Origin of the sequence: Porphyromonas gulae (assembly GCF_000765945.1) — a bacterium.
GTDB lineage: Bacteria > Bacteroidota > Bacteroidia > Bacteroidales > Porphyromonadaceae > Porphyromonas > Porphyromonas gulae.
In genome coordinates this window covers 51,463-74,612 of sequence record NZ_JRAT01000021.1, presented here as the reverse complement: position 1 = coordinate 74,612, position 23,150 = coordinate 51,463, and the positions used below count along the sequence as shown (strand labels likewise).

The following is a 23,150-nucleotide window of genomic DNA, read 5'->3' as shown; positions in this document are numbered from 1 at the left end:
TATGACGTTGTTAGCCGTTGATTGGGGAAACCTGCATGAGATTCTGAAAAATCTCTATGTGGATATGATGCCCCTGTGCAGTATTATGACTGGGGTAGCCAAAGGTGTGGCTGGACTGGGTGCATTATTCTATGTGGCAGCGAAGGTATGGCAAGCCTTATCGAGAGCTGAACCGATAGACGTGTACCCGCTTTTGCGACCGTTCGCCATTGGTCTGTGCATTATGTTCTTTCCGACTATCGTACTGGGAACGATAAACAGTGTATTATCCCCGGTAGTAAAAGGAACGAATCAAATACTGGAAGGACAGACCTTTGATATGAATAAATACCGGGAACTGAAAGATAAAAAGGAGTATGAAGCCATGCTTCGGAATCCTGAAACCGCTTATCTCGTTTCCGATGAAGAGTTCGACAAACAACTGGATGAACTTGGATGGTCGCCTTCGGATTTGATTACGACAATGGGGATGTATATGGAACGGGCTTCTTACAATATAAAGAAAGCCGTCCGGGACTGGTTTCGGGAATTGTTGGAAATACTCTTTCAAGCTGCTGCCCTTGTCATTGATACGATACGGACTTTCTATTTGATTGTATTAGCCATACTTGGCCCGATTGCATTTGCAATATCGGTCTATGATGGCTTCCAATCAACCTTAACGCAATGGATAACACGCTATATCAGCGTGTACCTGTGGCTTCCCGTATCGGATTTATTCAGTTCCATTCTTGCCCGGATTCAGGTCTTGATGCTCGAACGTGATTTGCAATTACTGGACGACCCGAACTTCATTCCCGACAGTTCAAATACGGTTTACATCATATTTATGATTATCGGTATTGTGGGATATTTCACCATCCCGACTGTATCTAACTGGATTATTCAGGCTGGCGGACTGGGCGGTATGAACCGTAATCTTAGCAAAACTGCTGGTGCTGGTGGAAACCTTGCGGGTGCAGCAGCAGGGGCAGCGACCGGAAACATTTCAGGAAAACTAATTAAAAAATAAACAGTAAAACATGGAATTTAAGTCATTAAAGAATATAGAAACCAGCTTCAAACAAATACGCCTGTTCGGGATAGTGTTTGTTTGTATGTGTGCCGGAATTGTGGGCTATGCCCTCTGGAACTCGTACAGCTTTGCAGAAAAACAGCGTGAAAAGATTTACGTCCTTGATGGGGGAAAATCCCTTATACTGGCACTCTCGCAGGACTTATCGCAGAACCGTCCGGTAGAAGCAAGGGAACACGTAAAGCGTTTCCATGAACTCTTCTTCACTCTTTCGCCGGATAAGAACGCCATTGAATCGAACATACAACGTTCGCTTTTCTTGGCGGACAAAAGTGCTTTCAACTACTATAAGGACTTATCCGAAAAAGGATACTATAACCGAATCATTTCCGGGAACATCAACCAGTCGGTACAGGTGGACAGTGTAATATGCAACTTCGACCACTATCCCTATCAGGTGGCGACTTATGCCCGGCAAATGATTATTCGGGAAAGCAGTGTTACCGAAAGAAGCCTTATTACCCGATGCCGGTTGCTGAACTCCGTAAGGAGTGATAACAACCCGCATGGATTCAGCATTGAAGCTTTTGAGATTACAGAAAATAAGGATTTACAAGTATTAAAACGGTAAGGCTATGGTAAAGAAATCATTAACAAACCTGCGGGACTGGGTGGATGATAAGCTGCGTTACGCTTGCGGAGGCCTGTCGAAAGATGCCCGGATAATCATTATCATAACCTTTATTCTCGGCGGTAGTATCCTATCTATTTACTGGACGGTTTCTTCCATATATAATATAGGAAAGAAGAGTGCGGAAAAAGAATTTTTGGAGATAAATCATATTGAACGCTTGGAACTGAAACGGAAAGACAGTATAAACCATTATCAATTACAAAAATATGGAACAGAATCAGAATTTGAATCAGGAAACGAGTAACAAAGAAGGGAAAGAGAAAAAGCAACTTTCCCCGCAGGAATTACAAAAACGGAAGAAACTAATCATCTTCCCTTTGATGTTCCTTGCCTTTGCCGGATGTATGTGGCTGATATTTGCCCCGTCCTCAAAAGACGAAGTAAAGCCGGACGAAATCGGCGGTTTTAATGCCGATATACCATTACCTAAAGAAGACGGGATATATAGCGATAAAAAGACGGCTTACGAACAGGAATCCATGAAAGCGAAACAGGAAGACCGGATGCGTTCTTTGCAAAACTTTGGGTTTACATTGGGAGAAGAAAATAAAGTTACGGATAATTTGAGCCTGACCGCCGACCTGCCGGAAGAAAAACCAGTGAATAATACCCGGAGTTATTACGGCGGTTCTTCATCCCGCAGTGGTTCTTACGTGCAATCATCGGCGTATGCTTATCAGGATATAAACCGCCAGTTGGGAAGTTTCTACGAAACGCCCGGAAAAGACCCCGAAAAAGAAGAGCTGGCAAAGAAAATCGAAGAGTTGGAAGCCCGGCTATATGAAAGGGAGAATACCCAAAATACGGCGGAAGAACAACTGGCACTACTTGAGAAATCCTACGAACTGGCTGCCAAGTATATGAACGGCGGGCAGGAACAAGCGGTAAAACAGGTAACACCCACCGCACCCATACAGGGAAAAGTTCAGGCGTTGCCCGTGAAAGCCATTACGGAAACTACTGTGTCAGGATTACAAACGCCTATGAGTGATGCCGAATTTATTGCAGCGTACAGTCAGCCACGAAACTTCGGATTTAACACGGCAGTGGGAACAGGGGCTTCGATGGGAAAGAATACTATCCTTGCCTGTATCCACGAAGACCAGTCGGTGATGGACGGGCAGAATGTCCGGCTTCGGCTATTAGAGCCGTTACAAGCGGGAAACATTATTGTACCAAAGAACACTTTATTGTCAGGAACGGCACGGGTTCAGGGCGAACGTATGGATATTTCCATTTCATCAATGGAATACAATGGGAATATCATTCCGGTGGAACTAGCTGTCTATGATTCGGACGGACAGAAAGGCTTGTCCGTTCCGTCTTCACTGGAAATGCAAGCCCTGAACGAAGGTATGGCGAACATTGGGGCTGGACTGGGTTCAAGCTTTACGGTCAATCAAAATGCGGGGGCTGCCATCGTGTCGGATTTGACACGAGGCGTACTGCAAGGCGGTTCGCAATACCTGTCGAAAAAGTTCCGAACGGTAAAAGTAAACCTCAAGGCAAACTATCAAGTGATGCTATATACAAAGCAATAACCACAAAATTTCTCAATTATTAATCCGCCGGGAAGCGGACTATCCACCCGCTAACGGCAACAAAAAATCAATTCGTAATGAAAAAGTTAATCATCATTTTCGCACTGGTTATCAATGCGGTAACAGTCAAAGCACAAAGCAACGACTTGTTTCAGGGAATTACCCAAAAGTTTCCCTACGGGCAAATGGTTACGCCTTATGGCGTTCAGGTAACGTTTGCCAAAACGGTACATATTATATTCCCTTCCACTGTAAAATATGTGGATTTAGGTTCTAACCACATTATCGCCGGAAAAGCGGACGGGGCAGAAAATGTTATCCGTGTTAAAGCTGCTACCGAAGGTTTTCCGGGTGAAACCAACTTTTCGGTTATCTGTGAGGACGGCAGTTTCTATTCCTTCAATGCAAAATATTCAAATGAACCGGAAATGCTGAACATCGAAATGAAAGATTTCCTTGAGAACGAAAGCATAACCGATTATTCCCATACCCGGATGAATATTTATTTCCGTGAACTGGGTAATGAATCGCCGTTGCTGGTGAAACTAATAATGCAGTCCATCTACAAAAATAACGATAGAGAAATACGCCACTTGGGATGCAAGCGTTTCGGGATACAATTTTTAATCAAGGGAATTTACGTGCATAACGGAATGTTCTATTTCCATACACAGGTGAAGAACTCTTCCAATGTTCCGTTTGATACGGACTTCATTAAATTTAAGGTTGTCGATAAGAAGGTGGCAAAGCGCACTGCCATTCAGGAATCGGTACTTTATCCCGTCCGCAGTTTTAACGAAGTGATTACCATAGGCGGAAAATCCACTGTCCGCACGGTCTATACCTTACCAAAGTTCACCATCCCGGACGATAAGATACTGGTGGTAGAGCTGGTCGAAAAGAACGGTGGCCGTCACCAAAATATCCGTATCGAAAGTTCGGATATTGTGAACGCCAGAGTGATTAACGAACTTAAAATCAAGTAAGATGAAGAAATTAATCTGTGTTATAGCGGTGTTGTGTTTGTGCCAGACTTTTAACCTGGCACACGCACAACGTTACCTGCCCGGACAAAAAGGAATCCAGCTTACAGGCGGGATGGCGGACGGCTTTAAGAAACCCGGCAAACCGGAATCTGCATATTATTTCGGTGCTGCACTTGCCACTTATACCAAAAACGGAAACCGTTGGGTGGTCGGTGCGGAATACTTCAATAAAGAGTACGAATATAAGGACGTAACCGTACCTGTAAGCCAGTTTACAGGTGAAGGCGGGTATTATATCAAAATCCTTTCCGACCGCCGGAAAACCTTCTTTTTGTCCTTCGGGTTGTCGGCTCTTGCCGGATACGAAACAAGCAACTGGGGAGATAAAGAACTATATGATGGTTCTACACTCACAAACAAAGATGCCTTTGTTTATGGTGGGGCTGCTACGCTGGAACTGGAAACTTACCTGACGGACAGGGTGGTTTTCCTTATTAATGCCCGTGAACGTGCGCTGTTTGGCTCTTCCATCGGAAAGTTCCACACACAGTTCGGAATAGGATTCAAGTTTATAATAAATTAGTGAGATATGAAAAAGATAATCAGAAACATATTAACGGGGGTGTACTTGCTGGGAGCAATGCTGCTGGTGTTTTCTTGTGATGATAAGCTGGATGTTCAGCAGGTTTACCCATTCACAGTAACAACGATGCCTGTTCAAAAACGAATTAAGATGGGTGAAACGGCAGAAATACGTTTTCAACTTCAAAGGGAAGGCTATTACGAAGAAACAAAGTATTTCATCAGGTATTTCCAACCGGATGGTAAAGGTACTCTGCGGATGGCAGACGGAGCAGCTTTTCTTCCAAATGATTTGTACCCGCTTCCGGGCGAAACATTCCGCCTATACTATACTTCCGCTTCCACCGACCAGCAACAAATTGACGTATATATTGAAGACAGTTTCGGGCAGGTGGTACAGCTAACGTTTGCTTTCAATAATGAGAATGAGAAAGAAGAGCAGAAGGAATAGCAGCCCTTAGACAACCTATTGAAAAACACCTGATAAGTAATTTTGTCAGGTGTTTTTTATTTCTTCATTCCAGCAAGTTAAGCATACCCAAGTTTCAGTGGTATCATCATCTTCAAGCAAATATTTTACATTCCCTTTACAATCTGTTTTCTCACAATCTTCTCGTATAACTCCAAAATCTGTTCCACAAACGATGCAACTCATATTTGTTGAATCTGGTTTATTGGGATTTAAAAACGCCCACTTGCTGTCAGGGTATTTTAGCCCATCTTCTGTAATCATTTCAGCCTTTTCTATACAAAAAGGGCATAAATATTCTCTGGCTGTAATATCTGTTGAAAAATGTTTTTTCAATTCCTTTTTCCCAATGAAGAGATTCAGATATTCCATTCTGTTATAATGTATCATATCTTCCCATTCAATATCTGAATCTTCATATCTAAATCCCGGATGGCTATAAAATTTACTTGATACAGCATCCCAAAAGCTGTCTTTTCCTAATAAATATGTAAAAGAATTTAAGATTAAAATTAAGATATATTCCGGTGTAAGTTTCTCTGTTCCTATTCCATGAACTATTTTATTTCGTTTAATCCTTATTTCCTCATAATGACTTAAAAAATCAGTATTTATCTTTTTAGTATTAACACAAGCAAAAAATGTTCTTAATAAATCATCCCCACCAATCGTATTCATTTCAGAAAATGATTCATCTGCACTATCAGGTAAAGTCTTTCAATCACTTCGCTTTCTATCAATCAGCAATAAAGGTGTTTTCTTGCATATTTCAGATTTCATTAAGCCTTCTAATCCTTGATGAATAAGGACTATTGCAGTTCTTAGGACAATTTGGTTGTATTCCCATATTTCTTCACGAGGTGTTTAATTATTTAATGTATTATCAACATTATAGATATTGTTGTATGCTTGAATTAAACACTCGATAGCAGCATCTTTGTATTCATCAGAATTTGGTATATCCTTAATCATTGAATCTTATATTATAATTGACTGTAAAGATAGCAATTAGCTGGCACTTCACTAGCGTTTGGTCATCGTAAAAGTATTTCGGTCGAACGATTCAGACCCATTTAGATGAATACATTAGGAAACACCTAATAAATACTAATCAAGTCTTTTTTTATGAGTATTTTTGCATAATAAACTTCATATTATAAGAGATATGGCGAAAATCACGAAGAAGGTACTTGAAATAAAAAAATATAGAGAAACAAGAAATCCTAAAAATGAAGATGATTTTATGCTGACTATTACATCAAATCTATTGAATAATTTAGGAGATAGAAATAATTTCATCCACAAAGAACTTGATTATTATAAAGAAAACAAGAAGAAACTTGACACGAACTTGAAGATAGCAACGGGGCTATATATATGTTCGTTAATCACTTGTTGGGAAACTTTTTTTAGAGATTTATTTATTTTCTTATGTGATACAGACCCAATCATTAAATCAGAATTGAATAATGAACAGAAAGAGGAAAGACCTCTTGATTTGACAATAGGTGAATTTACAGCAAGAAAATATAATTTTCAAAATCTTACACAGACTAAGGAAGCTTTTGACTTTATTCTTCATAGAGAAAGCCAAACATTAACAGATTATTTTACAACAGATGTTTTCAATGGAGTAATACATAAAGATTATTCATTAATATTTATGTGGATTCATGACGGCTCATTTAAAGAAAAGGTGGATTTTATTTTAGAAAAAGGTTTTGAAATTAGGCATAAAGTCACTCACGATGCTAATTATTTAATTGATTTCGACAGTAAGCTGCTATCGGAAATTGAATGTGTTTTTCAGATAATCCCACAGTTTTTTATAGCAAGTTTTGCTGAGAAATATTCTCAAAAAAGGTTAGTGTTTAATTTGAAAGAACGTTATATACGAATTACAGACACACCAACGAAAGACGAAAAAAATTACGCATTCAATGTAAAAGATTTCATGGCTGACGATTACGAAATAGTAGAATAATAGATAGCTTTTATCTACATGAAAAAATCCACCGGGTTAGCGGTGGATCCTTTCATCAATAAAAATCAAAAGTTTGGAAAGCGGTTTCTTTGCTACTTTCTTTTTCAGCACACTTCACGAAAGAAAGTAGCGGACGGGGTTTCCGCCCGTTGGTTTATAATTCTTCAAATTTATCTACATCACATTCGATGATTACGACTTCCGACAGGTAACTATATAAGTCGTTTTCTTTTGCTGCTGCGATGGCTTTTTCTTCCGTAGAAAAAACGCCAAAGCAAACACGGCTCGACTTTGTTTTGTGTACGTCCGTTTGAAATAAAATATATACTTTCATGCTACTGTTGCTTAATGTGTGAATGATAGATTTCTGTTTTCTCTTCAAATGTTTTAATATCCCAAAACAGGCTACAGGCATCAATAAACCGTGTATCTTCTTCGTTATTACCGTCCCTGTCTTGTTCTATACCTGTAATGTCTTCCAATTCATCAAAATTGAGCATTCTCCACCATTCATTGTAGGTTAATAGGGCATTTTTCCGGCTTAACCATTCATCTCGCCTTTTCCGGCATTCTTCCAGCGTTTTCGCTACCGTAGAGAAAAGTTCTCCATCCGTATGGCGATAATCATACTGAAAATATTCTGTTCCCCTGAATGCTCCCGCAATGAACGTTACATATTTTTCCTGTCCCGGCTCTTGGGTCGTGGACACTCCATTTTTGTTTAGTGATTCCATATATTTACATTAAAAAAGTGAATAATAAGGCAATGAAAACCGCAGCTATCAAAAGGCTATACAATACAGATACAAATAACCGCAGGATAAAGCGGATAACGAAAAACGCAATTATCAATACCGCCCATATACCCGCCGAAGTGGACAGAAAATAAATTACTGAAGCCAGTAACCCCACCCGGAACAACAATCTGAATAAACCGCTTGTTTTCATTGTAATTTGTTTTGTGGGCGGGTATCCCCGCCCTGTGAATAATCAGGAAGCCCGGAAGACAAAACCATCTTCAAACCAGTAATCACCTATAAATAGGTCGCGGGCAAACTTTTCATAATCGAAATATGTTTTTGCGAACTCCGGCAATTCGTATAACTCTTCTACAATTTCATAGGCGTAATCTTCTTCATCGTTGTATTTGCCCTGAAAATCGTCCCTGAAAGAAGAAATAAGGTCGTTTGCATCTTCGGCTGAAAGGTCGTGCGAACCGTGATTACACCACACTAAAAATGCTTCCTGCTCGTCTTCGCTTAAATCGTCCATTGCATCCCGGATGTCGAAAAAATTGTCTGATAACCAACTTTCGCCGATTAATTCATCCGGTATATTTTCCCAGTCCTGAAACATATATTCCGGGTCTGCTTCGTCTGCGTGTAACTCCTTACAAGCTTCGTAAAACTCGTCTTTGTCCGAAAAGTCGGAAAGGTCAAACCACTTGCCCTCGATTGAGCCATCGTTGTACTTTGCATATGTACCTACATAAATCCTTGCTTCGCTTAAACTTGTTGCTTCCATAACTTCTGATTTTTTAGATATATGCGGATTCTTGAGGTGAGGGAGTTGAGTTTCATAACCTTTTTTTCCTGCTTCTCGTAAATCCGACTTTTTTTATATGCGTCTTTCCGTTGGGTCGGTCGTTTTCGTTTCATATATGCCGGAAAGTGTAGGCTTTAGTCTTTGCAAGTTTTTGTGGAAAAATACTCTCTGGGCGAAGCACAGCAGGAAGATTTTTGCATCAAACCCTTTAGGGCTTGAACTTTCAAAGACGTTAAGAAGTCGTAAATACTTTTGCATATAGAAATGGAAAGGAATAACCGCCCCGATGGAATGACTGCCTATGGGAGTGGTTTACGGTTAAAGAAGCTGGAAAAAAAGCATTATATTACATCATTATATGCTTAAAAATGATATATTTGCAGAAATATCATAGAGTATAAAATGGCAAATCCATCTAAGAAAATTAGAGAACAGAGAGACGATTTATCCCCTTTCTTATTTCATTATACAAAAGGAAGAGAAGCGTTTGAAATTCTTTTATCAATAATTGATGAGAAAAAATTGAAATCAGAAAAAGGATATATCTGTTTTACAGAAGCCCCCTTAGCTACCTCATTACGGATGTTTGATTATATGAATCAATATCCAGACCCTATGTATGCCCCTTATGGTATTGGATTTAATAGAGATTTCCTTTTTAATATTGGTGCAAGACCTGTTATTTATGGGACAGAAGAAGAGAATGAAAAAATCCCACAGGAGTTAAAATGGAGATGTTTAAATCTACAACCGGAATCATATGATTTTAGCTGGCTAAGGGAATGGCGTATAGAAGGTAATGAGTTTGACTTCAAAGATTATCACAACGATATTATTATTGTTGCTCCGACTAATGAAGAGTTAGAAAAACTCACCACAGATTATGATTTTGATGTTGATTTCGCTTATGAACATGAAGTTCGCATGTCTTTTCCCTATCTAATTCATATTCCCAAAAGAGGATTTCGAGGTATTTCATTAGAAAAAATTAGGGATGATAGTTATATTTCAGATAGAGAAGTATCAAATGAAGTGGAAAGTCAAACGCTTAATGAACTTTTAGATGATTAAAAAAATGGCGAACTAACAAAGCTCGCCATCATTAGATTATCACAATTTGTGATAAGTTATTCTTCTTCATCAGGTATTCTGTATCCTATGGGTTTTCTTGGTTTGGGGTCAGGTTTACTTAATAACTGGGTTAAAGCTTGGTATATTTCACTGAATTGAGCATCTGTACTTTCTTCCAGTTCCTCGATACGTTTAAGAAGTTCATCATATCCGATAACCATTTGTCGCATCAGGACAAATGCCCGCATAATAGAGATATTAACATCTATCGCTGTTTGACTTCTCAATACCGTAGAAAGCATTGCTACACCCTGTTCCGTGAAAACCATTGGGCTGACAGAACTATGTTTTAGGCTTTCGGGGAACTGGTCACAATTTGTGACCAGTTGGTGAAATTCCTCTTTATCCAGTTCAAACATAAAGTCAGAAGGGAATCGCTGAATATTACGTTTAACAGCCTGTTTGAGAACCTTTGTCTTTACATTATATAACTCTGCTAAATCGAAGTCCAGCATTACCCTGTATCCCCGGACTTCAAAGATTTTGTTTTGAATGATTTGTAGTTCCATATATTTTTGTATTTGAATGTTTTAGAGTGAAAATCGTTACCCATTTATTACCATTTCTCAATAGGTAACTATTCGGCAACCTTTTTGTAGATTTTTTCAATACCCGTAAATTGTTCGGAAAGCCCTTTCATATCGCTACTAATCTTGTTATTAGTAATGCGGGCGTAGATTTGGGTCGTTTCAATATTGGTATGTCCCAGCATTTTAGAAACGGTTTCAATAGGAACTCCTTTACCCAGTGTCGTTGTGGTGGCGAAGGTATGGCGGGCAAGGTGAAACGTAAGATTCTTCTTGATTCCGGCAAGGTCGGCAATCTCCTTCAAATAAGAATTAAGTTTTTGATTACTGATTACAGGAAGTATTTTGCCGTTAGGTAGTTTGTCTTTATACTTATCCAAAATCATTTTTGGAATGTCCAGTAACGGTACATTTACATTTATTCCGGTTTTCACTCGCTTAGTCATAATCCATAGGTTGCCGTCAAACGACTTGCGGATATGCTCTTTTCTAAGCCCTGCTACATCTATGTAAGCCAAACCGCAAAAACAGGAAAAGAGAAATAAATCCCGAACGTGTTCCAGCCTTTCGGAAACAAGGTTGAGTTCAAGGATTTTCTTGATTTCATCTTCTGTAAGGTATCCTCTATCAACTCTTTGTAAGCGTATTTTATAGTTAGCAAAAGGGTCGCCGACAATCAACCCATTATTGCGGGCAATCAAAACAATACGCTTGAAGAATTGCATAAACTTGGCAGTAGTGTTATGGTTACATCTGCCAACTGTCATAAGATAGACTTCAAAATCATTGATAAACATATTGTTTATAGACTTCAAAGCTATATCGGAAAGGTTGTACTTAGCTTGGATGAAACTCGCAAGATGCTTGCGGGTTACTTCATACTTTTGATAGGTAGATGCAGATTTAGAAAGACCTATAAGCTGCTTCACATCATCATTGTGCTTCTGAAATAAATTCAGCAACGTTTCGTGGTTCTCCGTATGCCCTAAAAATTCATTCTTGATTTGCTCGGCAGTAACGTAGTTTTCACGCCGTTGCTGTTCATGGTAGATTTGATGTAATGAAGCTTTTATATCTTCCAGCAACTTATTAAGCTGCGCACAAGATTTCCCGGTCGCTTTACCAGCTTTCACACTCCAATTATCAGGATGGATGCTTTGTTTTGTACTAAACTGGCAAATTTTTCCATCAACGGTAATTCTTGCCATAATTATTACCTCTCCATTACGTTTTTCCGACCCTTTTTTTAGGTAGAAAAGGACTTTGAATGTACTCTTCATAATCTCACTTTTTAATGTTACAAAACTACATTTAATGTATTAATTGTGAGATATATACAGACTGTACAAATTGAGACAGCGAGAGGTCATTTTTGGACAAATCGTTACCGTTTTTGTCCGGTATGGAATCGGTAACGATTTAGGCACAGATTTGTGTCTTTTGGGGTCTTTTTAGTGTCTTTTATGCTGGACAAAAAACAAATAAAAAAGCCTACAAATCATTGACTTGTAGGCTTTTGTCCAGTTACTGTCCGGCGTGGTCTGCCGGTTTCAGCGGAGAGAGAGGTTTGTGAACAAACACCTCTCAAATCGTTGTATATCAATTATCTACCAAGACATTAAATTTCTTATGTAGCATTCTTGTAGCAGTTATTTGACTGCTGGTTGACTAGCGCCCTGACAACCTAATGACCCTTTTTGAGCATCATTTTTCTGGGTGCGAAGTTATAGAAAAACGTACACACTTCCAAATCGTTGTTCCTTAAACAGTTAGATTTTTTATTGCTACATTGCCCAGTGCACGGTGCAAGTCCCTATATATAAGGGGACTTGCACCGTGCACTGGAGTTCTTGGCAAAACCTCATATTTCTGATTTTAATCCTGATAAAACTATAACTTTATCCTTGGTGAAGGTCTTTTATGTATTCTGTTTACATCAAACCCAAGGAGAAAGGATTAGAACAGAGTTGCAAATAACCACTTTACAATCCAATCAACACACAAGATAATACGGTATTTTGGATATGCCCCGGTGCATACGCTACTAATATCAATTTGCATCTGATGCAAGACGATTTGCATTGGGTGCAAGAACTTGTATGTAGCGAGTTGTTCTTGCCAAGATGTCAGAATAACTTTAAGGATATGAAAAAGTTAGTAGATTTTCTTCGAGAAGCAAGACTAGAAAAGAACTACAAACAGGACTATGTCGCTGAAAAGTTGGGTGTTACAGGTAGTACTATTTCTCGTTGGGAGAGTGGTGAAACAGAGTTAACACTACAGCAAGTATCAGACTATGCTCAAGTTTTGAACATTAAGATCAAAGACCTGTTTGCATTCCTTGCAAATGAAGGGAACAAAGCCCCCATTGCAGAAGTTCATCTCATGGTTTTCACGAATGAATCCTATGAAGCTATTATGCGAGCTATAAGCGAACTGGGAACGGATGTCTCTATTACAAGTAAAGTAAACATTTGAACAAATGGATCTGATTGCCATAGAAAGTCAAGCCTTTCAGGACTTGGTAGACAAACTCAATAGAATTGAGCAGTATGTTGAAAGAACAAGTCATTTATTACAAGATATTGATGATGAGTTGGAGATGTCAACCAAGGATCTTGTCGAAACATTAATGATTTCCGAGTCGACCTTATATCGGTGGCGCAAGAAGCAACTCATACGCTACCGATATACTGAGAGCGGAGATGTTAGATATTTTTTTAAGTCTATTCTTATTGCTGTAAAGAGTAATCGATTACGTGTCTCGGGGATGCGTAATGAAGACCTGATAGGGCGTCTAAATCGCTTCAAAGACAATCTTATTAGAAACTCATGCTTAAACCGTAAGAATGATGATTGATAAAAACGAGATTCTCGCCCTAACACAGGGAGGTCTAAATGTGTTTGCTCATTATCTGGGCTTCGAGATAAATCTGCATCGTAACTTTCGTAGTCCTTTTTATGAAGATAAGCGTGCCTCTTGTCATATTTATTACGATAAGAAGAACTGCTCTTACAAGTTTTACGATCATGGTGATCCAACCTATTCGGGGGATTGCTTCTGGTTTGTGGCTACTCTATTGGGATTGAATCTTAAAAGTGATTTCCCAGAAGTAATTGATACCATCGTAAAAGGACTGGGTCTACACTCCTTGTACAAGTATGAGACTAGTAATACTTTTTCTATTCCCTGTAAGATGAAGACAGAACCTCAAAGCCGTGAAGTAGCATTTCAGCTGAAAACACATCCCTATGACTTTGAGATACAAGCTTTCGATGATGCTTTGCTCAACTTCTGGGCACATTACGGTATCTATGAAGATACGCTTCGGCGTTTTCGAGTCAGAAACCTGAAGCGTTATGAGAGTATCTCGTCCGAAGGTAGAAGATTTGAACTTCACAGTTCCCCGACAGAGCCAATGTTCGCCTATATCGGGAATGGCTATGTAAAAATCTATCGACCTCATAGTGCAAAGATTAAGTTTCTGTATGGAGGACGAATACCAAGCACTTATTGTTTTGGTATGGAGCAACTCCCCTCAAAAGGAGATATGATCTTTATTACAGGCGGAGAGAAGGATGTTTTGGCATTGTCAGCTCACGGATTTTATGCCATCTGCTTCAACAGTGAGACGGCTCAAATTCCCGAAAGTGTGATAGAAAGCTTGAGCCTTAGGTTTCGTCATATTATTCTGTTATATGATGCCGACGAAACGGGTCTCCGTGAAGCTAAACGACAAGTTGAACAATTATCCAAGTATAAAGTCATTCAACTTAGTCTGCCACTTAGTGGAACAAAAACAGAGAAGGATATATCTGACTATTTCGCTTTAGGAAATGGAAGTGATGACTTTCGAGAACTGCTCTCCAAAATGTTTTCGGATATATATAGCCAAACAATAATGATGCTACGTTCCTGTGAAATAGATTATGAGAACCCGCCAGACGTTTCTAAATCTGTGGTTTCTGTTAATGGAGTACCTCTTGGCTCTCAAGACAATCTTTTTTGTATTACAGGAGGAGAGGGCACCGGTAAGAGTAATTATATCTCAGCAATTCTATCGGGCACACTTGGAGTAGAACGTCTAGAAGCTGAAAAAACCTTGGGGCTGGAGGTTACTCCCAATCCTAAGAGATTAGCTGTGTTACATTATGACACAGAGCAATCAGAAGCTCAACTGCATAAGAATTTAGGCAAGACCTTACGTAGAGCCTCTTTAGCTACAGTCCCCGAATTTTATCATTCATTGTACCTTGCCTCGCTCTCTCGTAAAGACCGTCTTAAATTAATCCGTGAGAGTATGGACCTATTCCATCATAAACATGCAGGGATTCATCTTGTCGTAATTGATGGAATTGCCGATCTGATACGCTCAGCCAATGATGAAAGCGAAAGTATTGCTATTATCGATGAACTCTACCGTTTAGCGGGGATTTATAACACCTGCATCATCTGTGTACTTCACTTTGTACCTAATGGGATTAAGCTTCGTGGACATATCGGTTCAGAACTGCAACGTAAAGCAGCCGGAATTCTGTCTATCGAAAGGGACGAAAATCCCGAATATTCAGTAGTGAAGGCGTTGAAAGTACGAGATGGAAGCCCATTGGATGTGCCAATGATGCTTTTTGGCTGGAGTAAGGAGTTGAATATGCACGTTTATCGAGGAGAGAAATCCAGGGAAGACAAGGAAAAACGTAAAACAGATGAACTTATTGCTGTCATACGAGAAGCCTTTAAATGTAGCCACCAGCTTTCATATCAAGAGCTTTGTGAGGTGTTGATGCAAGACATGGAAATAAAGGAACGTACCGCTAAGAAATACATCGCCTATATGAAGGAACAGGAAATCTTGACCCAAAAAACAAGTGGATATTATCAAAAAGGAGAGCGATGTCGAATTTAGAGAATCAAACTGAGGAACTCTGGCAAAAACGCTTGTTTGAGCGCATTTTGTCTATAGAAGAAAAAGTAGATCATCTACTAGTTTTACAAGAGCAAATGATTGACACAACGGTTCATCCTCCTCTCAAACCCGAGTACCTTGACATTATCGATGTCTCTAAGCTACTTAAAGTGGAACAGAAAACCATCTATAACTGGGTTTGGTCTGGTAAAATACCCTATATTAAAGCTAATGGGCGACTACTCTTCAAACGAGAAGAGGTTGATAGGATGCTTCAAAAATAGGAACGGTTGTAAAATCAAGAAATAGGAGTGTAAATGCCTGACGATATCATGGCTCATCCTTTGCTTTTTGTTCGTTATTAGGTATTTTTGCGACAACATAACCTCTTGCCTACTACCACGAAGTGGACGTAGAGAAGTCTTCGATAATAGATTGTATTGGTATTAATAAGGTAGAGGAACTAAGTATGTTGTATTAACACAAACACAGGAAAATCGATGGGAAATAAAGCTCTTACAATATCTGAGCAGATAGCATTGCTTAAAGAGAGGGGAATGCTGATTGGAGACCTTTCCAAGACAGAGGAAGTCTTATTGGATGTTGGCTATTACCGATTGGGATTTTATTGGTTCCCTTTCGAAAAGTCATATCCATGTAAGGAAGGACGATTGCATCAATTTGATGAGGGTACGAGCTTTGACAACATTGTGAAACTTTATTATTTTGATTTCAACCTTCGAAATCTACTTATGAAGTTTCTCAATAGAATCGAGATTAACTTTAGAACCTTTTTAACTTACTCTATGTCAAACGAGCACCATGATTCTCCTACGTGGTTTGTTGATCCGAACATAGTCTCTGCTGAATATATCCAAAAATTTGAAAAAGAGGTATATAACAATAAAGTGAAGCAGAATCCTATATTACAACGTCACCACAAAGTACACATTAACGACAAATATGCACCTGCGTGGAAAACTATAGAATTTATGACTTTAGGAGAGGTGATACATCTATACCAGTCCATAAAGTCTATTAATTCACAGCTTGTTATATCAAAACATTTCGGGTTAAATAATACGAAAACTTTTCTTAGTTACCTCTCTGTTATACGAATTGTTCGTAATCATTGTGCTCACGGCAATATTCTATATGACATTGCCTTATTTCAATCTATCAGACGTGGACCTGCAGGCATTGTGCATCCAAAGGATTATCAAAGACTAGCTGGTGTTATTAGAGTTATCTATTATATGATTGGATGTGTATCCAGAAATAGACAGGCAGACTTTAAGAATGAATTGATAGACTTATTTTCCAAGTACGATAATGTCCCAGAGGTAAGTTCTATTATAAAAACTGCAACTGGAATAGAAAATATTGATGAGGCTCTTGTATAGAATAGAAGAAAAGCTTAACTTTGCAGTGGAAAAGTGCCGATAGATACTCTCATCGTACTATTAGCACTATAAAATGGAAAAGATGGGGCTGTGTACTTTACTACACAGTCCCTTTTGTATTTTTTATTCTATATCTTCCACTTCGGCTTAGAAATCACCACACGGCTCATCACGCCTTGGTCTTCCGGTCCACTCTTCGGAGTGGACACCGTAGACTGGGGCGTTGTCATATATTGAGTAGAAGAGGAAATCTCCTTTTGCTTTGTATCTCTTATAGCTGAGCCTTGATCTTGTTCCTGCTTAGCTTTCTCCTCTTCTTTCTCTGCCTCAGGAGGGGCTAACTCTAATGCAATCTTACGGTCGAGTTCGGCAGCTTGTCCTTTGAGCAAACGCAGTTCGTTCTCCTTCTTCCACGATCCATTGGCAATTGTCGTGTACACCCCAATATCTGCCGTCGCTTTGGCGAGCTCCTTCTCATGTGTCTCAATGACCTTAGGGATGCGTTCGAGGGCATTGACGAAGTTAGCACAGGCGAGTTTTGGGTCGCTGGCGAGCTTGCCATTGTTATAGGTATAGTATATTCCCTCCTGCCCTTTTACGAAGAAACGATTGACAGATAGGGTAAACAGGTCTTTGCTGGAGCTTTCGGTCTTGACCGTTATCGAGAAGCCATAAATCTCCCCAATCTTGTGATGCTCGCCATTGGTGCGGGCTTTCTCCTCAATCTCCTGAAGGCGTGCTGCCATCACCTTGATGTCTGCACCCTCGTCTACGCCTTTCAGAATAAGCTTATTGATGGGATTGCTCTCAGCATCTCGCTCTACTCGGCTCTCAAAGGTTGATAGGTCTGCTTTGGCTTCCTGCACTCTTCCCGTATGGTACTCGATAGAGTGCTGTATCTCTGCCAATTTACCACTCGCAGCATCACGTTCTTTGAGGAAGGTCTTGCGTTCCGACTCAAGGGCGGTAATCTTCTTGTCTAGTTTGGCTTTTTCGAGAAGGTCGGTATTACCTGAAAGCACGGCAACATACTCCGAGAAATTCATACCGCTATCCTCGTCCATTGAGCCCTCATCAATCGTACGAGAACCCAGTGTATTGGTCTTGAGTTGATTGATGAAGAGCTGCTTGTTGTGTAGCAGATTGAACTTATAGCTATCTAGAGAACGCTCCACGGCATAGATAATAACATCTACCTTGTTGTCCGCAAACTCCTTGGCTATAAGGTTGCCCTTACGCACAGCTCGTCCGTTGCGTTGCTCAAGGTCTGATGGTCGCCAGGGCGTATCCAAATGATGGATAGCCACAGCACGCTGTTGGGCATTAACACCGGTGCCAAGCATCGAGGTTGAACCGAAGATGATACGAATATTGCCTCGGTTCATAGCATCGACCATCGCCTTCTTGGCTTTCTCGTTCTTACACTCCTGAATGAAGCGAATTTCAGATGAGGGAATGTGGTAGTCCTCTACGAGTTTGCGTTTGATTTCACTGTAGACATTGAAGTCATCTCCTGGCTTGTAAGTGCCCAGGTCGGAAAATACAAACTGTGTACCCTTCTGTGCGTTGTACTTTTGGTAGTAGTCATTGAGCATTTTAGCACAGTGCGAAGCCTTGTTGTCCACGTGGTCTTCGTATGCCGGGTCAATCATCCTCAGATCTAAGCTCATCTTGCGCGCGTAGTCTGTTGCGATAAGCATCTTTGCCTTTTCTTCCTTCTCATTTAGTGGTTCACGGCCAAGAAGAGTGGCATTACCTGTCTTAGCAAACTCCATCAGACGATTGATAAACTCCTCCTGTTCGGGCGTCGGCGGTATATTGTGCAGTATCTCATTCTTCTCAGGTCGGTCTATACCGATGTCCTTTGCCGTACGGAAATCGCAGATTTCCGCATAGAACGAGGCGAGTTCCGGCACCTTAATGAAGGTGCGGAAGCGTTCTTTCTGAATGATTTCATTCGTGACTGAAAACTCGTAGTCTGTGGACTTCTTGGCAAAGACCGCTGCCCAAGCATCAAAGCTGTTGATGCCTTGCTTCTCGAGGGCTTGCGGACGCAAGTATTTGAAGAGCAGATATAGCTCCGTGAGTGAGTTACTAATGGTTGTTCCCGAAAGAAAAGTCGCCCCCAAGTCCTTACCTGACCGCTCCTGAATGGTTCGGATGGCAAAGAGCATATTGAGGGCACGCTGTGAGCCGTCGGGGTTGCCCAAGCCCGATACACGGTCGTGACGGGTGTTGAACATCAAGTTTTTGAATTGATGGCTCTCGTCTACAAAGAGGTGGTCAATACCCATCATCTTAAAGTCTACGGCATCGTCCTTGCGTTCGGCAATGCTGTCTTGAAGGTCACGGAGTTTTGCCTCAAGCGTTTGCTTGCGTTTCTCTAAGCCCTTGAGCATCCCTCGGGAGATGTCTCTGCCTTGTTTGCGTAATACCTCAAGGTTCTCTTCTACTGAGTCCATCTCCTTTTGCAGGATAGCCTGCTGTATTTCGAGGGCTTGGGGTATCATACCGAACTGCTCGTGGGTAAGGATAATACAATCCCAGTCGTTGTTCTTGATGTCGTTGAAGATACGCTGGCGATTTTGCTTGGTGAAGTCGTCTTTACCGGGATAGAGGATTTTCGCATTGGGATAAGCCTTGCGGAAGGTATCAGCAATATCAAAGACATTCGCCTTGAGTCCGATAATCATCGGCTTGTTCGCCAACCCCAACCGTTTCATCTCATAGGCTGCCGTACACATGATAAGTGTTTTGCCCGCTCCCACTTCATGGTCACAAATACCACCACCATTGGTTTTAAGCATCCATACAGCATCTTTCTGACTCTTGTACAGGTCGGGAATACCCAGACACTTGAGATCAAGATTTGGAAAAGACTGGTGCGAGCCATCAAAATTGGGACGTACGAAACAGTTGAAGAGTTCATTATAGCGATCAGCAAGTTGCTCCTTAAAGCTCTCGGGACTTCTTCCCAGCCAATCGACAAATCCTTGTCGGATTTCTTCAATTTTGGCATTGGCTTGCTGTATCTTCTCTCCATCCCTGACTTTGATGTTTTTTGTTTCACCCGTGGTCTTATCTACCACCTCCTTGCTCTTATTGATGTCGGGGATGGTATTATGTAAGGCATGCTTGAGGAGATGTAAACCGTCATAGCGACGAAACTCCCCTTGCACCGCATACTTGTGCCAGATACTGGCATTCTTCCTATCACAGCTAATCGTGTACTCATCCATGTTGGAATGGTAACTGATACGAATGTCCGTTTCAAAGAACTCGGAGGCAAACTTCTCATATACACTACTCGGAATCCAACGCTCTCCGAAGTTAAAATCAAGGTCGCTAAAAGGAATTGGCGTTGGGCGCGCTGCCATGAGTGCTGCCAAGCTCTGCTTACCTTCCTCATGGTCGGGGTGGTCAAGCAACCAAGAGGCAAGCCTATCGGCTTTCTCAATCACATTGCCTGATACGAACTTGTCGGCAACCTCGTAACCATCTATCTCGGGATTGAAATAGATGTGTCCTTCCAAGGCAGAGAGGATATCCGACTCTTCCATCTCAGGAAGCAGAGAGCTCATATAGTCAAGTTCTACCGTTCCGTACTTATTGAGCGAAGCACTGAGTGCTTCCAAGGGGTCAGCAGCAATGGTGAGTTCGGATGTGGAGAATGCCGTTGGATGGTCAAAGATATCGGCCTTGACAAATTGACCATTTTCTGACCTTTCGAGGAAGAGCATCTCCACCCCTGTGGCATCCATCTTGATGATATCGATATTGCTCTTCTGATTGAAATGTCCCCAGCGAGCGACATAACTGTCATATAGTCGATTGAGTTTGCTACGCTCCTCTCTTTCTTCGGAGTGGTTGATTGCTTCGTAGTCATATAGGCGGTGATAGCTCTCACGTACCTCAATGTAGGCTTTCAGTCTTGACAGCTGCGCATAAGGCAAATCCATCGGATTGAAAGTCGGATGCCTTTTCAAATCGGAGATAAACCCCACTTGACCATTCTGCAATACGATAGAACCATCCCTTAAATGCGAATCGGGAGCAGAGAGAAAAGGGCGAGGAGAAGCGTCAAAGATTTTCTTAGTCTCGGTAGTGGATGGAGCCGAATAAGACTCGTTTTCATTTGCGAAATCGAAGAGGCTACGTTCGTAGCCACTTGCCGCTCCTCCTTTTTTGCCGGCTCTATGACGACGCGGTGTGGTTAAATGACCTGGCTTTGTTGTGGAAGTTGTGTCCGACTTCTGCTTGGGCGCAGGGATGGGTTCTTTAATACTTTCGTTGAACAGTGCCACCTCTTGTGTCCATAGCGTATACTCCTCAGGAGCAAAAAGAAAAGTCTCAGACCAATCAGGATTCTCCATTATGGGGTGGTGGTCATCGTCAAAGTAAACCGTTTGACCATTCATCTCTCGGGGAGGTTCTACATCTGTTCGTATTTCGGGTACCTCCTTCTGGTATTGATGGTGTAGCGTCAACGTAGGAACACCTTCGGGAGCGGACTCCTCTTGAGAGGGGAGATTAACCGTAGGCTCTTGTCTTTCTTCTGTATGCCCTACCTCAGTTTCTCCCTCTTTTGTCTTTTTTTTCTTCTCTTCAACCACAGATTCCATTCGGGGAGTGGCTTCCTTGGTATATCGTCCTCTGACAAGTTCCTCAAGTTCTGCGATTTCGTGAAGTTTCTTAGGTTTGAAGTATAGATCTCGCTCTATGCCTAAGCCATGTATGTTGACTTCCGCCATCTCATCGAGGGAGATAATACCGAGTTCCCATTCATACCCCATGGTTACCGCACCGAAGCCGATACGCTCTTTGGGGTCATATTCGAGCAAATAGGCTGTGTAAGCGCCCATTGGAAAGAAGTAGCGGGCATAGGCGACTTTATCTCCGATCAGTTCTCCTTCAGTGCTGTAGAGTTTAGGTAGCTGTTTCTCGATGCTCTTAGGCAGGAGCGTGTAGGCATCGTTAATCTTGTCATCCAACTCTGCACCTTTGCCTTTTTCCTCTTTGGACTCAGACAACCCTGCTGTTACACCCAATTGACGGAGCTTCTTTTCGGCTTCAGCTTGTCGCTCTTCCTCTGTCATAGCAATGCCTGTCTCATACAATTTTCTGTCAAAACGCTTCTTTATATCCTCTGAGAGCTGAAAGCGTAGACTTTGAGCCATCTCTTCGATACCGCCATCGAACTCATAGACCCACGTGGGCTTGCCATAAGGGTCTGTACCCATTGAACGACTTGTGGCGATGGTGTGCTTCATCACTTCCTGCCACTCGCCCTCAAAAAGAGAACTGTGATTAAAGGCAATAGAGAAGCCATCACCCTTGGGAACCGGGAAATTTCTGACAAAAGCTTGCTCCAAGCCCTCGCCAATATCCTTGCCCGACTGTTTTTGCAGGACAATGAGGTCGCTTCCGACTTCTGTGCCGGCATTCTCACTGAACATACCCGAGGGTAGGCGAATAGCCGAGATGAGCCGACTGTTTTGCATCAGGTAGCGACGGATAGGCTCGTTACGGGGAGCATCGAGGACACCTTGTGAAGTGATGAAAGCAAGTAGCCCACCCTCTTTGAGCGTATCCAGCCCTTTAACGAAGAAATAATTATGAATGGCTCTGGTAGATTCGCTCTTGAGTACATCTTTACCCTTGGTGTAACTACGGTCGTAGACCATAAAGTCTCCAAAGGGGATATTACTTGTCACAAGGTCGTATCTATCCTTGTCCTCCACTGCTCCAATGGCTTCAAAGGGTTGGTTCTGCACGAAGATATTCCCCTCACCATAGGGGTGCAGGGCTTGTGAAATACGAGCCGTCAGGAGGTCTTTCTCCATGGTATCGACAAGACCTGCCTGCTTGGCAAAGGTCTCGGCAAAAGCCCCTATGCCTGCGGAAGGATCCAAACATCGCTTGATGGTAACCCCTGCTGTTGCAATGGAGTCGGCAATAGCTGAGACAATATGTGTATCCGTATAGAAGGAAGTGAGCACACTTGCCTTGATGCTATCCCAATAGCGTTTGGCGGTATGGGCATCTATCGCTTCTCGATAAATGAGTTGCTTGAGTTGTTGCGTGGGAGCAAATAGGTTTTGCTCTGAAGCAGACCAGTGTCGGATGTCCTCGGCTTGGTCACATCTGTTGAGGACACACTTGAGTCCTCCAAAGCCCTGATATCCTCTTAATATAGTTTTTTCAGCCTCGGTTGCCTCTCGACGTTCTTTCTCTAAGCGGAGTACGACACGAATAGCTTCGGTATTAGCCTCTAAAACAACTTTCTTATTGTATGCCATGGTTGTAAATCAGATAAGGTTACACAGTCGATAGTGAAGAGTGCATCTTACACTACCGACTGTCGTT

At 41.5% G+C, this 23,150-nt stretch carries 19 protein-coding genes and 3 pseudogenes; 15 read left to right on the top strand and 7 right to left on the bottom strand.

Annotation, left to right across the window (positions count from 1 at the left end):
• Position 1 precedes the first annotated feature (1 nt).
• The 7 genes from traJ (at position 2) to HQ49_RS07795 (ending at position 5,269) form a co-directional block, all read left to right on the top strand.
• The gene (gene traJ, locus HQ49_RS07825) at positions 2-1,012 is read left to right on the top strand and encodes a conjugative transposon protein TraJ (RefSeq protein WP_039419362.1); all 1,011 of its coding nucleotides are present in this window, start codon (positions 2-4) and stop codon (positions 1,010-1,012) included.
• Between the two features lie 10 nt (positions 1,013-1,022).
• Entirely contained in the window at positions 1,023-1,646 is a 624-nt protein-coding gene (traK, locus tag HQ49_RS07820) for a conjugative transposon protein TraK (RefSeq protein WP_039419361.1), read from the top strand.
• A 4-nt stretch (positions 1,647-1,650) separates the two neighbouring features.
• Positions 1,651-1,953 (top strand): TraL conjugative transposon family protein, encoded by a 303-nt coding sequence (locus tag HQ49_RS07815; RefSeq protein ID WP_039419359.1) that lies wholly within the window; start codon positions 1,651-1,653, stop codon positions 1,951-1,953.
• The gene (gene traM / locus HQ49_RS07810; protein ID WP_039419357.1) at positions 1,916-3,250 is read left to right on the top strand and encodes a conjugative transposon protein TraM; all 1,335 of its coding nucleotides are present in this window, start codon (positions 1,916-1,918) and stop codon (positions 3,248-3,250) included. Before HQ49_RS07815 ends, traM begins: the two co-directional genes overlap by 38 nt.
• Before the next feature lie 77 nt (positions 3,251-3,327).
• Positions 3,328-4,236, top strand: a complete 909-nt coding sequence (gene traN / locus HQ49_RS07805; protein WP_039419356.1) for a conjugative transposon protein TraN — start codon at positions 3,328-3,330, stop codon at positions 4,234-4,236.
• A 1-nt stretch (position 4,237) separates the two neighbouring features.
• The gene (locus HQ49_RS07800; protein WP_039419355.1) at positions 4,238-4,819 is read left to right on the top strand and encodes a conjugal transfer protein TraO; all 582 of its coding nucleotides are present in this window, start codon (positions 4,238-4,240) and stop codon (positions 4,817-4,819) included.
• 6 nt (positions 4,820-4,825) lie between these two features.
• A complete protein-coding gene (locus tag HQ49_RS07795; RefSeq protein ID WP_039419353.1) occupies positions 4,826-5,269 on the top strand; it encodes a DUF3872 domain-containing protein in 444 nt (147 codons plus the stop codon).
• Between the two features lie 45 nt (positions 5,270-5,314).
• Here the strand turns inward: HQ49_RS07795 and HQ49_RS07790 are convergent, their stop codons facing one another.
• Positions 5,315-5,965: a hypothetical protein gene (locus tag HQ49_RS07790; RefSeq protein WP_039419351.1), complete on the bottom strand. Its 651-nt coding sequence runs from the start codon at positions 5,963-5,965 to the stop codon at positions 5,315-5,317.
• A gap of 487 nt (positions 5,966-6,452) precedes the next feature.
• Between HQ49_RS07790 and HQ49_RS07785 the strand changes: the two genes are divergently transcribed.
• Positions 6,453-7,271: a hypothetical protein gene (locus HQ49_RS07785; RefSeq protein ID WP_152569160.1), complete on the top strand. Its 819-nt coding sequence runs from the start codon at positions 6,453-6,455 to the stop codon at positions 7,269-7,271.
• Between the two features lie 154 nt (positions 7,272-7,425).
• On the opposite strand, the gene HQ49_RS07780 is transcribed toward HQ49_RS07785, so the two are convergent.
• The 3 genes and pseudogenes from HQ49_RS07780 to HQ49_RS07770 form a co-directional block, all read right to left on the bottom strand.
• A complete protein-coding gene (locus HQ49_RS07780) occupies positions 7,426-7,605 on the bottom strand; it encodes a DUF7336 domain-containing protein (protein WP_039419349.1) in 180 nt (59 codons plus the stop codon).
• 187 nt (positions 7,606-7,792) lie between these two features.
• Positions 7,793-8,005 (bottom strand): annotated as a pseudogene (locus HQ49_RS12220) (DUF3873 domain-containing protein); the annotation flags it as partial.
• 256 nt (positions 8,006-8,261) lie between these two features.
• Positions 8,262-8,795 (bottom strand): antirestriction protein ArdA, encoded by a 534-nt coding sequence (locus HQ49_RS07770; protein WP_039419347.1) that lies wholly within the window; start codon positions 8,793-8,795, stop codon positions 8,262-8,264.
• Positions 8,796-9,218: 423 nt separating this feature from the next.
• Between HQ49_RS07770 and HQ49_RS07765 the strand changes: the two genes are divergently transcribed.
• Positions 9,219-9,887 carry a hypothetical protein gene (locus tag HQ49_RS07765; RefSeq protein WP_052073464.1) on the top strand — a complete coding sequence of 223 codons (669 nt, stop codon included), beginning with the start codon at positions 9,219-9,221 and terminating at the stop codon, positions 9,885-9,887.
• Between the two features lie 56 nt (positions 9,888-9,943).
• On the opposite strand, the gene HQ49_RS07760 is transcribed toward HQ49_RS07765, so the two are convergent.
• Together HQ49_RS07760 and HQ49_RS07755 are read right to left on the bottom strand one after the other, a co-directional pair.
• Positions 9,944-10,456 (bottom strand): ORF6N domain-containing protein, encoded by a 513-nt coding sequence (locus tag HQ49_RS07760; RefSeq protein ID WP_039419346.1) that lies wholly within the window; start codon positions 10,454-10,456, stop codon positions 9,944-9,946.
• Between the two features lie 68 nt (positions 10,457-10,524).
• Positions 10,525-11,754 (bottom strand): site-specific integrase, encoded by a 1,230-nt coding sequence (locus HQ49_RS07755; RefSeq protein ID WP_039419345.1) that lies wholly within the window; start codon positions 11,752-11,754, stop codon positions 10,525-10,527.
• An 865-nt stretch (positions 11,755-12,619) separates the two neighbouring features.
• On the opposite strand from HQ49_RS07755, the gene HQ49_RS07750 reads away from it, so the two are divergent.
• The 6 genes and pseudogenes from HQ49_RS07750 (at position 12,620) to HQ49_RS07730 (ending at position 16,784) form a co-directional block, all read left to right on the top strand.
• Positions 12,620-12,952, top strand: coding sequence for a helix-turn-helix transcriptional regulator (locus HQ49_RS07750; protein ID WP_036847064.1), 333 nt, complete (start codon positions 12,620-12,622; stop codon positions 12,950-12,952).
• 4 nt (positions 12,953-12,956) lie between these two features.
• On the top strand, positions 12,957-13,334 hold the full coding sequence (locus HQ49_RS07745) for a MerR family transcriptional regulator (RefSeq protein ID WP_036793013.1): 378 nt from the start codon (positions 12,957-12,959) through the stop codon (positions 13,332-13,334).
• Positions 13,327-13,636 (top strand): annotated as a pseudogene (locus tag HQ49_RS12745) (bifunctional DNA primase/helicase); the annotation flags it as partial. The gene HQ49_RS07745 and the pseudogene HQ49_RS12745, both read left to right, overlap by 8 nt.
• An 86-nt stretch (positions 13,637-13,722) precedes the next feature.
• A pseudogene (locus tag HQ49_RS07740) lies at positions 13,723-15,381 on the top strand (AAA family ATPase); the annotation flags it as partial.
• The gene (locus HQ49_RS07735) at positions 15,369-15,665 is read left to right on the top strand and encodes a helix-turn-helix domain-containing protein (RefSeq protein ID WP_036846840.1); all 297 of its coding nucleotides are present in this window, start codon (positions 15,369-15,371) and stop codon (positions 15,663-15,665) included. The pseudogene HQ49_RS07740 and the gene HQ49_RS07735, both read left to right, overlap by 13 nt.
• 216 nt (positions 15,666-15,881) lie before the next feature.
• Positions 15,882-16,784, top strand: coding sequence for an Abi family protein (locus HQ49_RS07730; protein WP_036846845.1), 903 nt, complete (start codon positions 15,882-15,884; stop codon positions 16,782-16,784).
• Between the two features lie 128 nt (positions 16,785-16,912).
• Here the strand turns inward: HQ49_RS07730 and HQ49_RS07725 are convergent, their stop codons facing one another.
• Complete coding sequence (locus HQ49_RS07725) at positions 16,913-23,083, bottom strand: helicase-related protein (protein ID WP_039419343.1); 6,171 nt, start codon at positions 23,081-23,083, stop codon at positions 16,913-16,915.
• Positions 23,084-23,150: the final 67 nt, after the last annotated feature.

Excerpts from the sequence above, each read along its gene's own strand:
- traJ (WP_039419362.1), top strand. The coding sequence starts at position 2 with ATGACGTTGTTAGCCGTTGATTGGGGAAACCTGCATGAGATTCTGAAA.
- traK (WP_039419361.1), top strand. The coding sequence starts at position 1,023 with ATGGAATTTAAGTCATTAAAGAATATAGAAACCAGCTTCAAACAAATA.
- HQ49_RS07815 (WP_039419359.1), top strand. The coding sequence starts at position 1,651 with ATGGTAAAGAAATCATTAACAAACCTGCGGGACTGGGTGGATGATAAG.
- traM (WP_039419357.1), top strand. The coding sequence starts at position 1,916 with ATGGAACAGAATCAGAATTTGAATCAGGAAACGAGTAACAAAGAAGGG.
- traN (WP_039419356.1), top strand. The coding sequence starts at position 3,328 with ATGAAAAAGTTAATCATCATTTTCGCACTGGTTATCAATGCGGTAACA.
- HQ49_RS07800 (WP_039419355.1), top strand. The coding sequence starts at position 4,238 with ATGAAGAAATTAATCTGTGTTATAGCGGTGTTGTGTTTGTGCCAGACT.
- HQ49_RS07795 (WP_039419353.1), top strand. The coding sequence starts at position 4,826 with ATGAAAAAGATAATCAGAAACATATTAACGGGGGTGTACTTGCTGGGA.
- HQ49_RS07790 (WP_039419351.1), bottom strand. The coding sequence starts at position 5,965 with ATGAATACGATTGGTGGGGATGATTTATTAAGAACATTTTTTGCTTGT.
- HQ49_RS07785 (WP_152569160.1), top strand. The coding sequence starts at position 6,453 with ATGGCGAAAATCACGAAGAAGGTACTTGAAATAAAAAAATATAGAGAA.
- HQ49_RS07780 (WP_039419349.1), bottom strand. The coding sequence starts at position 7,605 with ATGAAAGTATATATTTTATTTCAAACGGACGTACACAAAACAAAGTCG.
- HQ49_RS07770 (WP_039419347.1), bottom strand. The coding sequence starts at position 8,795 with ATGGAAGCAACAAGTTTAAGCGAAGCAAGGATTTATGTAGGTACATAT.
- HQ49_RS07765 (WP_052073464.1), top strand. The coding sequence starts at position 9,219 with ATGGCAAATCCATCTAAGAAAATTAGAGAACAGAGAGACGATTTATCC.
- HQ49_RS07760 (WP_039419346.1), bottom strand. The coding sequence starts at position 10,456 with ATGGAACTACAAATCATTCAAAACAAAATCTTTGAAGTCCGGGGATAC.
- HQ49_RS07755 (WP_039419345.1), bottom strand. The coding sequence starts at position 11,754 with ATGAAGAGTACATTCAAAGTCCTTTTCTACCTAAAAAAAGGGTCGGAA.
- HQ49_RS07750 (WP_036847064.1), top strand. The coding sequence starts at position 12,620 with ATGAAAAAGTTAGTAGATTTTCTTCGAGAAGCAAGACTAGAAAAGAAC.
- HQ49_RS07745 (WP_036793013.1), top strand. The coding sequence starts at position 12,957 with ATGGATCTGATTGCCATAGAAAGTCAAGCCTTTCAGGACTTGGTAGAC.
- HQ49_RS07735 (WP_036846840.1), top strand. The coding sequence starts at position 15,369 with ATGTCGAATTTAGAGAATCAAACTGAGGAACTCTGGCAAAAACGCTTG.
- HQ49_RS07730 (WP_036846845.1), top strand. The coding sequence starts at position 15,882 with ATGGGAAATAAAGCTCTTACAATATCTGAGCAGATAGCATTGCTTAAA.
- HQ49_RS07725 (WP_039419343.1), bottom strand. The coding sequence starts at position 23,083 with ATGGCATACAATAAGAAAGTTGTTTTAGAGGCTAATACCGAAGCTATT.